General features: G+C 68.6%; 17 protein-coding genes. 14 read left to right on the top strand and 3 right to left on the bottom strand.

Features of this window, described 5'->3' with window-relative positions; translation table 11 throughout:
• Window positions 1-32 precede the first annotated feature (32 nt).
• The 13 genes from plsX (at window position 33) to holA (ending at window position 13,802) form a co-directional block, all read left to right on the top strand.
• Entirely contained in the window at window positions 33-1,028 is a 996-nt protein-coding gene (gene plsX / locus HYU53_01245) for a phosphate acyltransferase PlsX (protein ID MBI2219814.1), read from the top strand.
• Window positions 1,025-1,954, top strand: coding sequence for an ACP S-malonyltransferase (gene fabD, locus HYU53_01240; GenBank protein MBI2219813.1), 930 nt, complete (start codon window positions 1,025-1,027; stop codon window positions 1,952-1,954). The genes plsX and fabD overlap by 4 nt, the downstream gene beginning before the upstream one ends.
• On the top strand, window positions 1,951-2,691 hold the full coding sequence (gene fabG, locus HYU53_01235; protein ID MBI2219812.1) for a 3-oxoacyl-ACP reductase FabG: 741 nt from the start codon (window positions 1,951-1,953) through the stop codon (window positions 2,689-2,691). Before fabD ends, fabG begins: the two co-directional genes overlap by 4 nt.
• Before the next feature lie 110 nt (window positions 2,692-2,801).
• Window positions 2,802-3,044, top strand: coding sequence for an acyl carrier protein (gene acpP / locus HYU53_01230; GenBank protein MBI2219811.1), 243 nt, complete (start codon window positions 2,802-2,804; stop codon window positions 3,042-3,044).
• An 8-nt stretch (window positions 3,045-3,052) separates the two neighbouring features.
• Window positions 3,053-4,294, top strand: coding sequence for a beta-ketoacyl-ACP synthase II (gene fabF / locus HYU53_01225; protein ID MBI2219810.1), 1,242 nt, complete (start codon window positions 3,053-3,055; stop codon window positions 4,292-4,294).
• A 71-nt stretch (window positions 4,295-4,365) separates the two neighbouring features.
• On the top strand, window positions 4,366-5,124 hold the full coding sequence (locus HYU53_01220) for an electron transfer flavoprotein subunit beta/FixA family protein (GenBank protein MBI2219809.1): 759 nt from the start codon (window positions 4,366-4,368) through the stop codon (window positions 5,122-5,124).
• 2 nt (window positions 5,125-5,126) lie between these two features.
• Window positions 5,127-6,092: an electron transfer flavoprotein subunit alpha/FixB family protein gene (locus tag HYU53_01215; protein MBI2219808.1), complete on the top strand. Its 966-nt coding sequence runs from the start codon at window positions 5,127-5,129 to the stop codon at window positions 6,090-6,092.
• A gap of 21 nt (window positions 6,093-6,113) precedes the next feature.
• On the top strand, window positions 6,114-7,955 hold the full coding sequence (locus HYU53_01210) for a (Fe-S)-binding protein (GenBank protein ID MBI2219807.1): 1,842 nt from the start codon (window positions 6,114-6,116) through the stop codon (window positions 7,953-7,955).
• Between the two features lie 14 nt (window positions 7,956-7,969).
• Window positions 7,970-8,605: a lysophospholipid acyltransferase family protein gene (locus HYU53_01205; GenBank protein ID MBI2219806.1), complete on the top strand. Its 636-nt coding sequence runs from the start codon at window positions 7,970-7,972 to the stop codon at window positions 8,603-8,605.
• 35 nt (window positions 8,606-8,640) lie between these two features.
• On the top strand, window positions 8,641-9,666 hold the full coding sequence (locus HYU53_01200) for a histone deacetylase (GenBank protein MBI2219805.1): 1,026 nt from the start codon (window positions 8,641-8,643) through the stop codon (window positions 9,664-9,666).
• Window positions 9,667-9,703: 37 nt separating this feature from the next.
• Entirely contained in the window at window positions 9,704-12,235 is a 2,532-nt protein-coding gene (locus HYU53_01195) for a leucine--tRNA ligase (GenBank protein ID MBI2219804.1), read from the top strand.
• A complete protein-coding gene (locus HYU53_01190; protein ID MBI2219803.1) occupies window positions 12,232-12,777 on the top strand; it encodes an LptE family protein in 546 nt (181 codons plus the stop codon). The genes HYU53_01195 and HYU53_01190 overlap by 4 nt, the downstream gene beginning before the upstream one ends.
• Before the next feature lie 2 nt (window positions 12,778-12,779).
• Entirely contained in the window at window positions 12,780-13,802 is a 1,023-nt protein-coding gene (holA, locus tag HYU53_01185; protein MBI2219802.1) for a DNA polymerase III subunit delta, read from the top strand.
• On the opposite strand, the gene rpsT is transcribed toward holA, so the two are convergent.
• From rpsT to HYU53_01170, 3 genes are read right to left on the bottom strand one after another with little or no spacing between them, the layout of a single operon-like run.
• Window positions 13,799-14,059: a 30S ribosomal protein S20 gene (rpsT, locus tag HYU53_01180; protein ID MBI2219801.1), complete on the bottom strand. Its 261-nt coding sequence runs from the start codon at window positions 14,057-14,059 to the stop codon at window positions 13,799-13,801. The genes holA and rpsT overlap by 4 nt on opposite strands.
• A gap of 40 nt (window positions 14,060-14,099) precedes the next feature.
• Window positions 14,100-14,495, bottom strand: a complete 396-nt coding sequence (locus tag HYU53_01175) for an RNA-binding S4 domain-containing protein (protein ID MBI2219800.1) — start codon at window positions 14,493-14,495, stop codon at window positions 14,100-14,102.
• 45 nt (window positions 14,496-14,540) lie between these two features.
• Window positions 14,541-15,206 carry a lytic transglycosylase domain-containing protein gene (locus HYU53_01170; protein ID MBI2219799.1) on the bottom strand — a complete coding sequence of 222 codons (666 nt, stop codon included), beginning with the start codon at window positions 15,204-15,206 and terminating at the stop codon, window positions 14,541-14,543.
• A 204-nt stretch (window positions 15,207-15,410) separates the two neighbouring features.
• Between HYU53_01170 and HYU53_01165 the strand changes: the two genes are divergently transcribed.
• The gene (locus HYU53_01165; protein ID MBI2219798.1) at window positions 15,411-15,764 is read left to right on the top strand and encodes a hypothetical protein; all 354 of its coding nucleotides are present in this window, start codon (window positions 15,411-15,413) and stop codon (window positions 15,762-15,764) included.
• Window positions 15,765-16,470: the final 706 nt, after the last annotated feature.

Below are 16,470 nucleotides of genomic sequence, written 5' to 3'. Positions count from 1 at the left end.
CCGCTGCCCACTGTTCACTGCCCACTGTTTGAATGCGCATAGCCGTTGACGCGATGGGGGGCGATTTCGCGCCCCGTGCGGCGGTTGAAGGGGCGCTTGCGGCGGCCCGCGACCTGCGTGCGGCATTGGTGTTGGCCGGCCGCGAAGACGCCGTCCGTGCCGAACTGGCGCGGCACGAGACCGGCGGACTCGACATCGAGGTGCGGCACGCCGACGACGTGATCGCGATGGGCGAGGCGCCCATGGCTGCATTGCGCGCGAAACCGCGCTCGTCGATCCGCGTGGCGGCGGAGGCGGTGACGCGGGGTGAGGCCAACGCCGTGTTTTCCGCCGGTCACACGGGGGCCGCGGTCCTGGCGACGCACGCCGCGTTTGGCATGCTGCCCGGGGTCGATCGCCCGGCGCTTGCGGTGATCATTCCGACCAAGTCCGGCAGGGCCGTGCTGCTCGACGCCGGTGCGACGGTGGATTGCCGGCCGCATCACCTGTTCCAGTTCGCGGCGATGGGGACTGTCGTCGCCCGCGTGGCGCTCGATGTGGCCAGCCCGCGCGTCGGCCTGCTGTCGATTGGCGAGGAAGAGTCCAAGGGAAACGATCTGACGCGCGAGGCGCACCGCCTGCTGCGCGGATCGCCCGTGAACTTCGTCGGCAACCTGGACGCCGGCGGCGTGTACTCGGGTCACGCCGACGTGATCGTGTGCGACGGGTTCACGGGAAACGTCGCCCTGAAGGTCAGCGAGAGCCTGGCCTCGGCGATCGCGGGGCTGCTCGACGAGGAGCTGTCGCGAACCGTCACCGCGCGCGCCGGATTCCTGCTCGCGCGACGCGCGTTCGAGCGCCTCCACCGCAGGCTGGATTACGCGGAGTACGGCGGCGCGCCGCTCGTCGGCGTCCACGGATTGTGTGTCATCGGGCACGGGCGCTCCGACGCGCGCGCGATCCGTAACGGGATCGCGCTGGCGCTTCGCTTGGCCGCCATGGGGTTCGTCGAGCGCATCGCTGAGGACATCCAGGTCGCTCATTCATGATCGCGTTTCTGTTTCCCGGGCAAGGCTCGCAGCGCGTCGGCATGGGCAGGGCGCTCGCCGACGCGTTTCCGGTCTGCCGCCAGACGTTCGAAGAGGCTGACGCCGCGCTTGGCATCGCTCTCAGCCGCATCATCTTCGAAGGCCCCGAAGACGCGCTCACCCTCACGGAAAACACCCAGCCTGCCATCCTGACGATGTCGGTCGCCGTTCAGCGGCTGCTGGCCTCGCGCGGCCTCGAGCCGTCGATGGTGGCCGGCCATAGCCTCGGCGAGTACTCGGCGCACGTGGCGGCGGGCACCTTCGCGTTTGCCGACGCGGTCCGGGTCGTGCGAAACCGCGGTCGCTACATGCAGGAGGCGGTGCCGGTCGGACGCGGCGCCATGGCCGCGATTCTCGGGCTGGACGCGGCGCTCGTCGAGCAGGCCTGCGCCGAGGCCGCAGAGGGGGACGTGGTGAGCCCGGCGAACCTGAACTCCCCGGGGCAGGTGGTCATCGCGGGATCGGCGGACGCCGTGGCGCGGGCGGGGGACCGCGCAAAGGCGCTGGGCGCCAAGCGTGTCATTCCACTGGCCGTGAGCGCCCCCTTCCACTGCGCGCTGATGACGCCCGCCGAGGAACGGCTCGCCCCTGAGCTGCGCGCCCTGGCCGCGCGGGATCCGCGGGTGCCGGTCGTGGCCAACGTGGACGCCGTCCCGAAACGGGACGCCGCGTCGGCCATCGACGCCCTCATCCGGCAGGTCTCCGCCCCGGTCCGCTGGGAAGACGTCGTCAAGCGGCTTGCGTCCGAGGGCGTCCGCGCATATGTTGAAGTGGGTCCCGGAACGGTATTGAGCGGTCTCGTGAAGAAGATCGACCGGGGCGCCCGCCTGGCCAACGTCGAGGACGAATCGGGGCTCGCGGCCGCTGAGGCCCTGAAAACTCTATGATCAATCTTTCGGGCCGCATTGCCATCGTCACCGGTGCGTCCCGGGGTATCGGCCGGGCCACCGCCCGGATGCTGGCCGGGCAGGGGGCGACGGTGGTGGCGGCCTCGCGCGGCGAGAACGCGCGTGCGACGGTGGACGAGATCGCCGGGGCCGGCGGGCACGCGGAGCTGGCGTCGGTGGATGTGACCGATCGCGAGTCGATCGACCGGATGGTCGCCGGGGCGCTGGAGCGGTTCGGCCGGGTCGACGTCCTGGTGAACAATGCCGGGATCGCGCGCGACCAGCTGATGCTCCGGATGAAGCGCGAGGACTGGGACGCGGTGGTGGCGACCAACCTGACGGCGATGTTCTCGTGCGTGCAGGCGGTGCTCAAGCCGATGGTCCGGCAGCGGGCCGGCCGGGTGATCTCCATCAGCTCGGTCGTGGGGCAGGCCGGCAACGCGGGGCAGGCGAACTACGCGGCCTCGAAGGCGGGCATCATCGGCTTCAGCAAGGCGCTGGCGCTCGAAGTGGCCTCGCGCGGGATCACGGTGAACGTCGTCGCGCCCGGGCTGATTGACACGGACATGACCCGCGCGCTCACCGCGAGCGCGCGCGAGACGTGGGCCTCGAAGATCCCGCTGGGCCGTCTCGGAACACCGGAGGACGTGGCGTCGGCGGTCTGCTTTCTGGCGTCGGACGCGGCATCGTATATTACGGGACAGGTTCTCGCGGTCAACGGCGGGATGTACATGTAGAGCGCCTGCGGCTCGCGCGAGGCGCTGGAAGGGAGTCCTGCGCTCCAGCGCGGGACCGCCGAGCGCGGGCGAGCGGGGTTGGGCCCCGCGAGCGTTCAAGGAGGAAGCACGTGGCGGTTGCAGACAAAGTCAAGAGCATCATCGTGGAGCAGCTCGGGGTCGACGAAGAAGAAGTGACGCCGGATGCGTCGTTCGTGGACGACCTGGGCGCCGACTCGCTCGACACCGTCGAACTCGTGATGGCGTTCGAGGAGGAGTTCGGGATCGAGATCCCGGACGAGGACGCTGAGAAGATCACGCGCGTCCGCGAGGCGATCGAGTACATCGACTCGCATTCCAAGGGGAAAAAGTAGGGGGGCCATTGGGTCGTCGGGTTGTAGTCACGGGCGTCGGGCTGGTGTCACCGCTCGGTGTCGGGACGGAAACGAACTGGGACGCGCTCTGCGCCGGCCGGAGCGGGATCGGCCCGATTACGCGTTTCGACGCTGCGCAGCACGCCTGCCGCATCGCGGGGGAAGTGCAGGGGTTCGACCCCCTCCAGTTCCTCGAGAAGAAAGACGTCAAGAAGATGGACGTCTTCATCCAGTACGCCATCGCGGCCTCGCAGTTCGCCATGGACGACGCGCGGCTCTCGGTGACGGAGGACATCGCCCCCCGCGTGGGGGTGTTCATCGCGTCCGGCATCGGCGGGTTCAGCACCATCGAGCGTGAGCACAAGGCGCTGCTCGAGGGAGGGCCCCGGAAAATCTCGCCGTTCTTCATTCCGGCTGCCATCATCAACCTCGCGGCGGGCCAGGTCTCCATCCGGTTCGGCGCGAAGGGGCCCAATTCCGCCACGTGCACCGCGTGCTCCGCCTCCGCGCACGCCATCGGCGACGCGTACGAAATCATCCGGCGCGACTCGGCGGACGTGATGATCGCCGGCGGATCCGAGGCCGCCATCACGCCGATGGGCGTCGGCGGCTTTGCCGCGATGCGCGCGCTCTCCACGCGCAACGACGAGCCCGAGCGCGCCAGCCGGCCGTTCGACGCCGAGCGCGACGGCTTCATCATGGGTGAGGGCTCGGGCGTCATCATCCTCGAGGAGCTGGGGTTCGCGAAGGCGCGCGGCGCGGCCATCTATGCCGAGCTGGTCGGCTACGGCATGTCGGCCGACGCGTTCCACATCACCGCGCCGTCCGAGGATGGCGACGGTGGCGTCCGGGTCATGCGCGCCGCGCTGAAGGACGCCGGGATCGAGCCGTCTGCGGTCGATTACATCAACGCGCACGGCACCTCCACGCCGTACAACGACAAGCTCGAGACGCTGGCGATCAAGAAGTGCTTCGGCGACCACGCGCGGAAGCTGGCCATCTCGTCCACCAAGTCGATGACGGGGCACCTGCTCGGCGCGGCCGGCGGGCTCGAGGCGGGCATCAGCGCGCTCGCGGTCAAGCGGCAGATGCTGCCGCCGACGATCAACCTGGACAACCCGGACCCGGAGTGCGACCTCGATTACGTGCCGCACACGGCCCGGGCGGCGACCGTCCGGTACGTGCTGTCGAACTCTTTCGGCTTTGGGGGGACGAACGGGGCGCTGCTGTTCAAGAGGTACGAGGAGTAGTGACCGGCGGCCGGTGATCAGTGGCCAGAACGACCACTGCTCACTGACCACTGCCCACTGACCACCATACGATGAAGATTGCAGTCTGCATCAAGCAGGTCATCACGCGCGAGTCGCAGATCCGCGTCAACGAGCAAAAGACCTGGATCCGCGACCAGGACGCGACATTCGAGCTGAACGAGCCTGACGCCTACGCGCTCGAAGAGGGGCTGCGCCTCAAGGAAAAGCACGGCGGCGAGGTCGTCGTCTGCAGCGCCGGCCCCGCCCGCGCGACGCAGGTCATCCGCGAGGCGCTGGCGCGCGGCGCCGACCGCGCCATCCACGTCGAGGGGGAGCTGGGATCCGGCGACGCGTTTTCGATGGCGGGCGCGCTCGCCTCCGCCATCAAGGACGAGGCCTTCGACCTCGTGCTCACGGGCCTGCAGTCCGACGACCACGGCTTCGGCCAGGTCGGCGTGGTGCTCGCCGAGAATCTCGGCATCCCGCACGCCACGATCATCATGGAAGTCAACGCGGATGGCGGCAGCCTCCGGGTCAAACGCGAGCTGGAGGGCGGCTGGTTCCAGTTCGTCACGATGCCTCTTCCGGCGCTGCTCACGATCCAGAGCGGCATCAACCAGCTCCGGTACGCGACGCTCAAGGGCATCATGGCCGCGAAGAAGAAGGAAATCCGCACGGTCCCGGCGCCCGCCGGCCTTGCGGCGCGCCAGCGCATCGTCGACCTGTATCCGCCGCAGAAGGTGAAGAAGACCGAGATGATCGGCGGCTCCGCGGCGGATGCGGCCAGGCAGCTCGTCAGGGCGCTCCGTGACGATGCGAGGGTGATCTAGCCATGGCGGGCATCCTCGTCATCGCGGAACAGACGGGCGGGACGCTCAACCGGGCGTCATGGGAAGCCATCGTCGCCGCGCAGTCGATCGGCGGCGACGTGAAGGTCGCCATCGCCGGGCGCGAGGTCGGCGCGGCGGCCGCGGAGCTTGCGGCGGCGGAGGTCGCGGAAGTCATCGCGCTTCAGCACGCGGCGCTCGATCTCTACACGCCGGACGGGTACGTGCAGGCTCTGGCCGCGTTCATTCGTGACGCCGAGCCCGGCCTCGTCGTGCTGCCGCACACGTACCAGACGCGCGACTTCGCGCCGAAGCTTGCCGCGCGCCTCGAGCGGGCGCTCATCACCGACTGCACCGCGATCAAGGCCCATGGCGACGGCCGCGCGTTCACGCGGCCGGTCTTCCAGGGGAAGCTGAACGCCGACGTCGTTGCCGACGGTCCGACGCCGCACCTCGTGACGATCCAGATCGGGGCGTTCCGGGTCGATGCGCTCAAGAAGAGCGGCCGGCGGGCCGCGGTTCGCACCGTCGATGCGGCCGTGGACGCGTCAGCCATCCGCCAGAAGCCGGAGGCGCCGTTCAAGGAAGCGCGGCAGGCCGTCGATCTTTCCCAGGCCGAGCGCATCGTGAGCGTGGGGCGCGGCATCAAGGGGCCCGAGGGACTGCCGCTGGTGCAGGCGCTGGCCGACGCCCTCGGCGCGGAAGTCGCGGCCTCGCGCCCCATCTGCGACGCCGGCTGGCTGCCGATGGAACGCCAGGTGGGAAGCTCGGGACAGACGGTGGCGCCGAAGCTGTACCTGGCGCTTGGAATCTCCGGGGCGATCCAGCACCTGGTCGGCATGAAGGGCTCGAAGACGATCGTGGCGATTAACAAGGATCCCGACGCCCCGATCTTCGAGGTGGCCGACTATGGCATCGTCGCCGACTTGTTCGACGTCGTCCCAGCGCTGACGACTGCGTTGAAGGAGTGACGCCGCCTTTCGGCGGCCCGCATGGAAACGCTCGCCCTCTGGGTGCTGGTGGTCCTGTTCGTGGGCGCGTTTGCCGCGCAGATGGCGACGCGCGTCCGCCTCATTGCCGCGGCCCCCAACAACTTTTCTCTCGAACGCCCGGGCTTCCGCGTCTGGCGGTTCCTCGTTGATGTCGTCGGCCAGCGGAAGACGATCGTCGAGCGCCCGGTCGCCGGCATCGCGCACGCCCTGGTGTTCTGGGGGTTCGTGGCGTTCGGGCTGTACACGCTCGCCGAGTTCCTCAAGGGGCTCGGCATCGCCGATCTGACCCACGCCGGCTGGTTCCGCGCCTACCGCGCCGCCCTCACACCGTTTGCCATCGCCGTCCTGGCGGGCATCGTCTACCTGCTGATCAGGCGGGCGTTCGTGAGGCCGGCCGGCCTGGGCGAAAAGGTGTCGCTCGAGTCGGTCGTCATCGCGCTGTTCATTGCCACCCTGATGGCGACGTTTCTCCTGGGATGGAGGCTCGACGAGGCGTCGGTTGCGGGGCGCGTGAACTGGTGGGTGCACGCCATCGTCATCCTCGCGTTCCTGTCGCTCATCCCCGGGTCGAAGCACCTGCACCTGCTGCTCTCGCCCATTACGGTCTTCCTCAGGTCGCCGCAGCTGGGGAACGTGCCGAACCTCGATTTCGAAAAGGAGGAGGTGGGGCTCGAAACGATCAAGGACCTGGCCGGCAAGATGGTGCTCGACGCGTTCACGTGCGTGGAGTGCGGCCGGTGCCAGGTGAACTGCCCCGCGTGGGGTGCCGGCAAGGAGCTGAACCCGAAGACGATCATCCTCAGCACCGAGGACGCGCTGCTGGCCGGGAAACGCGACGCGACGCTCGCGGAGATCTACACGGAGAAGGCGCTGTGGCAGTGCACGACGTGCGGGGCGTGTGAGAACCAGTGCCCCGTGGGGATCGAGCACCTGCCGATCCTCATCGGATCGCGCCGCGGACTCGTCTCGAACGGCGATGCGCCGGAGTACCTGGGCGCGATGTACAACCTCCTCGAGCGCCGCGGCAACATCTGGGGACTCGGGTACGACCAGCGGCAGAAGTTCGTGGAATCGGCCGCGCTCGAGACCTTCGACCCGGCCAGGCACGACGTGCTCGTGTGGCTCGGGTGCGCCGGCGCGTTCGAGGCCGACTACCAGAAATCGTTCCGGTCGCTGTTCGAGATCCTCCGCGCGCGCGGCGTGCGGTTCGGCGTGCTCGCGAAGGAACGCTGCACGGGAGATCCCGCCAAGCGCACCGGCAACGAGTACATGTTCCAGGAGCTGGCCAACGCCAACATCGCGGACCTGAAGGCGTCGAAGGCGAAGAAGATCGTGACGTCGTGCCCGCACTGCGTCAAGACGATCGGCGACGATTACCGGCGGTTCGGGTACGAAGTGGAAATCGTCCATTCAGCGGTGTTCGTTGAAGAGGTCACGCGCGACCTTCGCCTGGCCGCCGGCGGTGACGGGCCGGACGGAGCGGTCACGTATCATGACCCGTGCTATCTGGCGCGCTACGGCGGGAAAGTCGACGAGCCGAGGAGCCTGCTGGCGCGGTTCGGCGCCGACGTGCGGGAGCCGGTGCGCAACCGCGAAAACCCGTACTGCTGCGGCGCCGGGGGGGGGCTGCTCTTCGCGGACAAGGAAGAGGAGCCGGGCGCGCGCATCAGCGACGTGCGATTCAAGCAGCTGCAGGAGACGGGCGCGGGGACGGTGGTCACCGCCTGCCCGTTCTGCTCCATCATGCTCAAGGGCGCGCAGGCCAGCGCGCCGGGAAGCGAGGTCCAATTCGTCGACCTCATGACATTCGTCAACGGGCGGTTGCCGCGCGCGCGCGGCTGACAGCGCGCCAGCGGGTGACGGCGGCGTCGATCGCGCTCGCCGGCTATCCGCTCATCGCTGCCCTGGGCCGTACGCTGCGATGGCGTGTGGACGGGCGCGAGCACCTGGACGCGCTGGAGCGTTCGGGGCGTCCTCCGGTCATGGCCTTCTGGCACGGCCGAATCCTGCCCGCCACCTGGTTCTTTCGCCGCCGCGGCATCGTCGTCATCACCAGCGAGAATTTTGACGGCGAGTGGATCGCGCGGATCATCGAGCGCTTCGGCTACGGCACGGCGCGCGGATCGACGTCACGCGGCGGGCAGAGGGCGCTCCTGCAGCTGCGCCGCGACATGGCGGCGGGGAAGGCCGCCGGCTTCACCGTCGACGGGCCGCGGGGACCCGCTCGCAAAGCGCAGGCGGGTGCCGTGTGGCTGGCGGGAGCGACCGGCAACCCTCTGCTCCCGTTCCACGCGGAGGCCGCCCGGCACTGGACGGCGCGCAGCTGGGATCGCACGCAGGTGCCGAAACCGTTCAGCCTGGTGGCGCTCGCGATCGGCGCGCCGATCGAGGTGCCCCGCGATCCTGACGCAGATCTCACCGAACGGAAGCGCCTGGAACTCGAGGAGGCGCTCCTGGCGCTCGAGAGGCGCGCGGCGGCCCTGCTCTTGTAGCCGCCGGCCTTTAGGCCGGCGGCTACGCGTGTCATATGTCCCTTCTCTTATTCACCTCCGACCGCTTCGCCGAGCACACCCCGCCGCCGGGGCATCCCGAGCGGCCCGAACGGGCCGAGGTGTTCGATGCGGTGGCGGCCCGCTGGCGTCAGCGCGGCGGCGCGGTGGCGGCGCCGCGCCCCGCCAGGCGGGAGGAGCTGGCGCGCGTGCACGAAGAGGGCTACCTGGATGCGATCGCCCGGACGCAGGGATCCGCCGTCGCGCTGGATCCGGATACCTACACGTCGCCTGAATCGCACGAGATCGCGCTGCTTGGCGCCGGCGCCGCGATCGAGGCGGCGCGCCACGCGCTGGAGGGGCGAGGGCCGGCGATGGCCTTCGTCCGCCCGCCGGGGCACCATGCCGAGCGGAACCGCGCGATGGGCTTCTGCCTGTACAACCACGCGGCCGCAGCCGCGGCCGACGCGCTGGCGCGCGGCGCCTCGCGCGTGGCGGTCGTGGACATCGACGTGCACCACGGCAACGGCACGCAGTGGATCTTCTATGACGAGCCGCGCGTGCTGTACCTCTCCACGCACCAGTACCCGTACTACCCGGGCACAGGGGCCGCCGACGAAGTTGGACGGGGGGAGGGGACAGGGTACACGGTCAACGTGCCGCTCGAAGTGGGCGCAACCGACGCGGACTACTGGCGCGTGTACGACGGGGTCATCGGCCCGATCGTCGAGCAGTACGCCCCGGATCTCGTCATCGTGTCCGCCGGCTTCGACGCGCACGAGCGCGATCCGCTCGCAGGCATGCGCGTCACGACGGCCGGCTACGCCGCCATCATCGCCCGCCTGCATGCCGCCGCCCGGCGGGCCTGCGGCGGGCGCATCGCGGCAGTCACCGAGGGAGGCTACCACCTCGAGGCCCTCGCGGCGTGCCTGGACGCGACCCTGACCGAGCTCGACGCGGTCGCCTCGCCGATCTCGTTTCACCCGTCCGGCACGAGCGATCGCGCGCGCGCCGCGCTGGGCATGGTCCGCGCGGCACAGAAGGCGCACTGGCCTGCGATATAGTTGTGAAGGTTTAGGGTTCAGGGTTCAGGAAGAACCGTTGGCAGACTACAGACCACAAACGATCGAAAAGAAGTGGCAGGACCGCTGGCAGCGGAGCGGGACGTTCCAGGTCGCTGAAGATCCGTCGAAGCCGAAGTTCTACTGCCTCGAGATGTTCGCGTACCCCTCGGGGCACGCGCACGTCGGCCACGTCAAGAACTACATCATCGGCGACGTGGTCGCGCGGATGAAGCGGATGCGCGGCTTCAACGTCCTCCATCCCTTCGGCTGGGACGCGTTTGGGCTGCCCGCGGAGAACGCGGCCATCAAGAGCGGCACGCATCCCGAACCGTGGACGCTGGAGAACATCGCCCACATGAAGGGACAGCTCCAGCGGCTCGGTATCAGCTACGACTGGAGCCGCGAGATCGCCACCTGCACGCCGGAGTACTACCGCTGGAACCAGTGGCTGTTCACGCGGATGTTCGAGAAGGGGCTCGCCTACCGCCGCCGTTCGTCGGTGAACTGGTGCCCGAGCTGCAACACGGTGCTCGCCAACGAACAGGTCGTGGACGGCGACTGCTGGCGCTGCGGCACGCCGGTCGACACGCGCGACCTGGAGCAGTGGTTCTTCCGCATCACCGCGTACGCCGACGAGCTGCTCGACGCCACCTTCCACCTGCAGGACTGGCCCGAAAAGGTCCTGACGATGCAGCGGAACTGGATCGGGCGATCGGACGGGGCGCGGCTGCAGTTCGCGCTGCCGGACGGCGGCGCCATCGACGTGTTCACGACGCGCATCGACACGATCTACGGCGCGACGTTCGTCCTGCTCGCGCCGGAGCACGAGCTGGTCGCCGAGTGGAGCCGGGCCGACCCGTCGCTGCGCGAGCGCGCGCAACAGTTCCGGTCTCTCGACCGGACGGCGCGCCTCACCGGCGAGATCGAGAAGGAAGGCTTCGATACGGGGAAGACGGCGATGAACCCGTTCACGAACGAGCCGGTGCCGGTCTGGATCGCCAACTTCGTGCTGGGTGAGTACGGCACGGGCGCCGTCATGGGCGTTCCCGCCCACGATCAGCGCGACTTCGAGTTCGCACGCAAGTATGGCCTTCCCGTGCGTGTCGTCGTGCGCCCGCCCGGCGCCGCTGCTCCCGCGGATGAGGACCTCGTCGCGGCCGCATCGGATGACGGGGTGCTCGTGAATTCCGGCCCCTATGACGGGCTGGACTCCGAGGCCGCGCGCGGGCGGCTCTCCGAGGAGGCACGGCGCCGCGGCATCGGCGAGCCGACGGTGCAGTACCGCCTGAAGGACTGGGGGATTTCGCGGCAGCGCTACTGGGGCACGCCGATCCCGATGATCTACTGTCCAACGGACGGGATCGTGCCGGTCCCTGACGGCCAGCTGCCCGTCACGCTGCCGAAGGTGGCGGAGTTCAGCGGGCGCGGCGACTCGCCGCTCGCGCACGTGCCGGAGTTCGTCAACGCGCAGTGCCCGAAGTGCGGCGGGCCCGCCAAGCGCGAGACCGACACGATGGACACGTTCGTCGACTCATCGTGGTACTTCCTCCGCTATTGTGATCCCCGGAACGAGCGGCTGCCGTTCGATCCCGCCACGGTCAGGTACTGGGGGCCGGTCGATTTCTACAGCGGCGGGGTCGAGCACGCGATCCTGCACCTGATCTACTCGCGGTTCTTCACGCGCGTGTTCCGCGACCTCGGGATGCTGGCGTTCGACGAGCCGTTCACGCGGTTGCTCACGCAGGGCATGGTGCTCAAAGACGGCCAGGTCATGTCGAAGTCCAAGGGGAACGTGGTGGACCCCGACGACATGATCCAGAAGTACGGCGCGGACGCGCTGCGGACCTACATCATGTTCGTCGCGCCGCCCGAGAAGGAAATCGAGTGGACGGACGCCGGGCTCGAGGGCAGCTTCAGGTTCCTGGCTCGGGTCTGGCGGCTGATCGACCAGGTGGCCGACACCATCGGCGGCGAGGGGATCCCAGCGCCCGGCGCGCTCCAGCTCGATGCTGCCGAGCGCGCGCTGCGACGGAAGACGCACGACACGATCCGCCGCGTGACGCAGGACCTGGATCCGCGCGTGCACCTGAATACCGCGATCTCCGCGATGATGGAACTGGTGAACGAGCTGTACGCCTTCTGCGATCGCGAAGAGTGCTCGCTGCTCGGCCGCAAGGCCCAGGCAGCCTTGGAGCGCGGACTCGTCGAGCGGCGCGAAACGATTGCCGTGCTGAAGGAATCCGCCGAAGCGCTCGTGCGCATGCTCTCGCCGTTCGCGCCGCACATGGCCGAGGAGTTATGGGAGCGGCTCGGGCACGCCGAAGGCATCGAGGCGGCCGGCTGGCCGGCGTTCGACGCTGGAGTGGCCAGAGCCGACGAGATCGTCGTGCCCGTGCAGGTGAACGGCAAGGTGCGCGCGCGTCTGACGGTGCCCGCCGACGTCGCGGAAGACGAGCTGCGGGAGCGCGCCCTGTCCGATGTCCAGGTGCAGGCGCACACGGCCGGCAAGAAGGTGAAGAAGGTGGTCGTCGCGGGGGGCGGGAAGCTCGTGTCCGTGGTGGTCGCATGAACCGCGTGCGCTCCTTTGTGAGCTTGGTGGTCTTCGTGGTCCTGGCGCTGTCCTCGGCGGGTTGTGGCTACACGCTTGCCGGGCGGGGATCGTTCCTGCCCGAGTCGATCCGCACGATCGGCGTGCCGCTGTTCGTCAATTCGACGCCGGTGTTCGATATCGAGCGCCGGCTGACCGAGCGCGTGCGCTCGGAATTCATCGGCCGCGGCCGGTACCGCGTCATCCCGGAGGTGGCGGGGGCCGACGCGGTGCTCACCGGCGAAATCACGTCGATCACGCTGACCCCGTCGAGCTTCAACGATCAACAGCAGGCGACGCGCTACGCGATCGTCGTGACGACGAGGCTCGAGTTCAAGGACGTTCAGGCCGACAAGATCCTCTGGTCGAACCCGTCATGGCAGTTCCGCGAGGAATACGAGGTCACCAACGCGGAAGCGGCCAGCGACGTGAACGCGTTCTTCGGCCAGGAGGCGAACGCGCTCGACCGCATCGCGCAGAACTTCGCCCGGGCGGTCGTCAGCGCCATCCTGGAAGCGTTCTAGCGGTGCCCACCGCCAGCCCCGAGACGCTCCGCAGCCACATCTCCGGCGGGAAGCTCCAGCCCGTCTATCTGCTGGTCGGCGACGACGACCGCCAGCTCGACGCGCTGGCGACGGCCCTGTCAGATACGGTGGAAGAAGGGCTGCGCGCGTTCAACTGCGAGCGCGTGTACGCGACCGACAAGGACCTCACGGCGGACACGGTGCTCGAGTCGGCACGCACGGCGCCGATGATGGCGCCCCATCGCGTCGTGACCGTCCTGCGCGCCGAGAAGTGGCTGAAGCCGAAGAAGCTTTCAGCGTCCGAGATGGCCGGCGAGGCGGAAGGCGAAGACGACAAGCCGAGTGGCGGCGCCGAGGACAAGGCCGCGCTCGCGCCCCTCGTCGAGTACCTGAAGCACCCGGTCCCGAGCACGGTCCTCGTGTTCGTTGCCGCCGACGTGCACAAGGGGGCCGCCGTCGTCAAAGCGCTTTACAAGAACGCCACCGTCGTCGAGTGCCGGGGGCTGGGCGAGGGCGATCCCGTGCGCGGCGGGACCGCGCTCGCCTTCATCCGGGAGGCTGCGTCCGCGACGGGCCGGCAGTTCGAGCCGGGCGCCGCGCAGCTGCTCGCGGAGCGGAGCGGCGGCGACATCAGCAAGCTGCGGGCGGACGTCGACCACGTGCTGCTCTTTGCGCAGGGGAAGCGCGCCATCACGAAAGCGGACGTGGAGGCGGTCTCCAGCGACCGCGAGGGGGTCCAGGATCCCTGGGCCATCGTGAACGCCATCGAGCGCGGGCAGGCTGCCGAGGCGCTGCGCCTGCTCGGCGTGGCGCTGGAGGAGGGAGCCGTGCCCGTGATCGTATTGGGGCAGCTGGCGTGGTTCGTCCGGGAGAAACTGCCTCGGGTCCGGCCGCAGACCGCCGCGGCGGCGGTCCAGGCGGCCTTCCGCACCGACCTCGACCTGAAATCCTCCGGCGGGGACCCGCGAATCCTGCTCGAGCGGCTGGTGCTGGAACTGTGCGGAGAGCCGCGCAGACGGCGCTAGGCCGTCTTCGCTGCGCGCTTGGCGAGCCGCGACTTGTAACGGGCGGCCGTGTTGTCGTGGATGATGCCCTTGGCCGCCATCTTGTCGATGAGCGACACGGTCATCGCGAGGTCCTCGGGCTTGCCGGTGGCGTTGCCTTCATTGCCGCCGCGCGCGGTCTTCAACGCGGTGCGCAGCTTGCTGCGCTGCTGCCGGTTCGCCTCGCGGCGCTTGACATTCTGACGGTGCGCCTTCAGCGCAGACTTGTGGTTGGCCACTGAATATTCCCTCTGAACTTGGCGTTACAAACCACCAATTCTAGCCTTTTCCGCGCATCTTTCGCAACAGCCGGCGGTCGCGCTTGTCGGGAGACCCCGAAGGGCTGATAAACGGGCGCGCCAGCCTCGCCATCCGGCGCATTTCCACCTCGTCGGGCGTCGGGGGCGGCGTCAGATCTTCGTAGAGGCGCCGTGCTTCCGCCTTCGGGATGTGGATCTCAGCCAGCCCGGCGATCCGCACGTGCTGCTTCCGCCCCAGGGGGCGGGTAATCACGAGTTCATCGCCAATCCGCACCTCGCGGTGCGGCTTGGCGCTGACGCGGTTGACCTCCACCTTGCCGCCTCTGCACGCACGCTGGGCCTCCGACCGTGTGCGGAAGAGGCATGCGACATCGAGGTACACGTCGAGGCGGACGGACTTGAGGTCGTCGGTCATCGTGACTTCATGACGCCGCAGGGTCGAGGGCGGGGTGCCGAGCGTTCAGCGGCTGGAGGGACGGTCCGAGTAGCGGACGACTTCGCGGCCGTCGATCACTTCGACCGTGCGATAGATCCTGGTGCTGCCCGACCGCGTCGTGACCGCGGTGCGGCCGCGGACCCTCGCGACGTAGTTTCTCGTTTCCCGATACGGCGGCACCGAGCCGTAACGATCCACGGCGGTCGGCCCCGCATTATATGCCGCCAGCGCGAGCTCTTCGTTGTTCCGATACCGATCGATCAGCTGGCGGAGGTACGTCACGCCGCCGCGGATGTTCTGCTCGGGATCGAAGGGGTCGACGACGCCCAGTTCGGAGGCCGTCCGGGGCATGAGCTGCATGAGCCCGAGCGCCCCCTTGGACGAACGTGCGAACGGATTGAACCCGGATTCGGTCTGGATCACGGCCCGGACAAGATCCGCTCGGACGCCCTCACGCGCGGCGTGCTCCCTGATGAGCGGGTCGTACTGCGCGATCTGCCCGACGCGCACGATCGACACGCGGCGCGTGCTCCGGATCATCGCCGACTCGCGGACCCCGTAAGTCCGGGCGACCGCGCCCAGGGGTCGATCGGAGAGCACCAGCCGGCCGTTCTCGTCGCGCCACGAATAGATCTGCGCGCTCGCCGCGGCAGGAAAGCACGCAGCCAGCGCAACGGCCACCAGCGTCAGAACGCTTGCTCGTCTCAAGGTCAACAGGGGGTTTTCAGTTCAGCAGTTTAGCCGTGCCGTCGAGGTTCCCGCAAGGCCGGTACCGGCGGCCGGTGCGCAGCGGCGCGCCAAAACGCGTCCTTTTACGCTAGTATCGGTCTGAACTCATCCGCGCGGGAGTTCCTGTTTCGAACCCGTGATTTCGATTCTGTAATGGGAGCAGCGATGGGGGATTCGGGGATCTTCAAGACCGGGCACCATGTCTGGCAGCGCGCCAACATCATGGCGGCGGCCAGCTACCTGCGCGAGCAGCTCGCGCGAACTCCGGACGATCTTCGCGTGAAGTCGCTGTACGAGGGGCTGCTGGAAGTGCTCGACCCCTCGCGCCGAGCCGTGCGGGTTCAGCGCGAGCTGGCGGCGGCGTCCGCTGCCGCGACGACCATGCGAGTTGAACGGCGCTCGCGGGAACGGCGCAGTAGCCAGCGGAGAAAGGCGCTGCTCGGTGCGCCCGCGGCGGGCGAGCGGCGCCCGGGGAGCGAGCGCCGCAGCGGCCGGGATCGCCGCGGGCCGCGGCGTTAAGCGCCGCTGATCTCCACAGGTGTTGCTTCAGGCTGGGAGCGCGAGGATGAGCAAGCCGCTCCCGTCGGACGAGATTCCCGTTCGAGCGTGGTTGTTCAGATGTTCGGCGCGGCATCTACTCCAGGCTGTATCAGCTGCAGTACAAGGACCAAGAGATTAGGGAACTCATCGATCGGGGGCCTGCAGCCAGGAGCCTTGAGTTCAGGCCGCAGGCTGACATCAGGGGTACGCCGTATGACTCCGAACCGCACCGCGCGTTCAATTGCCCATGGTGTCAGCCCGAAGTCTTATCGGATAGAAACGCCGGTCGAGCCTACTCAGCAGGAGGATTCCCACGTACGTGTCTTCAAGGCCGCGCGCACCGGATTCCTTCTTGGACAACCGCCTACGGAGAACAACGAGCGATTCTCTGGCGAGCTCCGGAGAAGTAAGGACAACACGACCGTCCGGGTGTTTCGTGAGCAGCGTACGAAGGTTATGGCCGACTGCCCTGCGGCCGGATTCCTGGGAGTGGTGCAGCACAACCACAATGACCGGCGCGACGCGCCACTCCTTAGCCAGCGGCGGCTTGAGACGGAAGGACTTGACCTCCAGTGCAGCTGGTAGCGGGAGATCTCCGGAAACGTGGAAGATCAGATGGGAGGTCGTACCAGCCGTCTCCAGATGCGGTCCTCGTGCGGTAATGCTTACGAACTCACTGAGGGCG

The organism is Acidobacteriota bacterium (assembly GCA_016184105.1).
Lineage (GTDB): Bacteria > Acidobacteriota > Vicinamibacteria > Vicinamibacterales > 2-12-FULL-66-21 > JACPDI01.
Note: the sequence above shows the minus strand (reverse complement) of the source record. Positions and strands in the feature narration are given on the sequence as shown.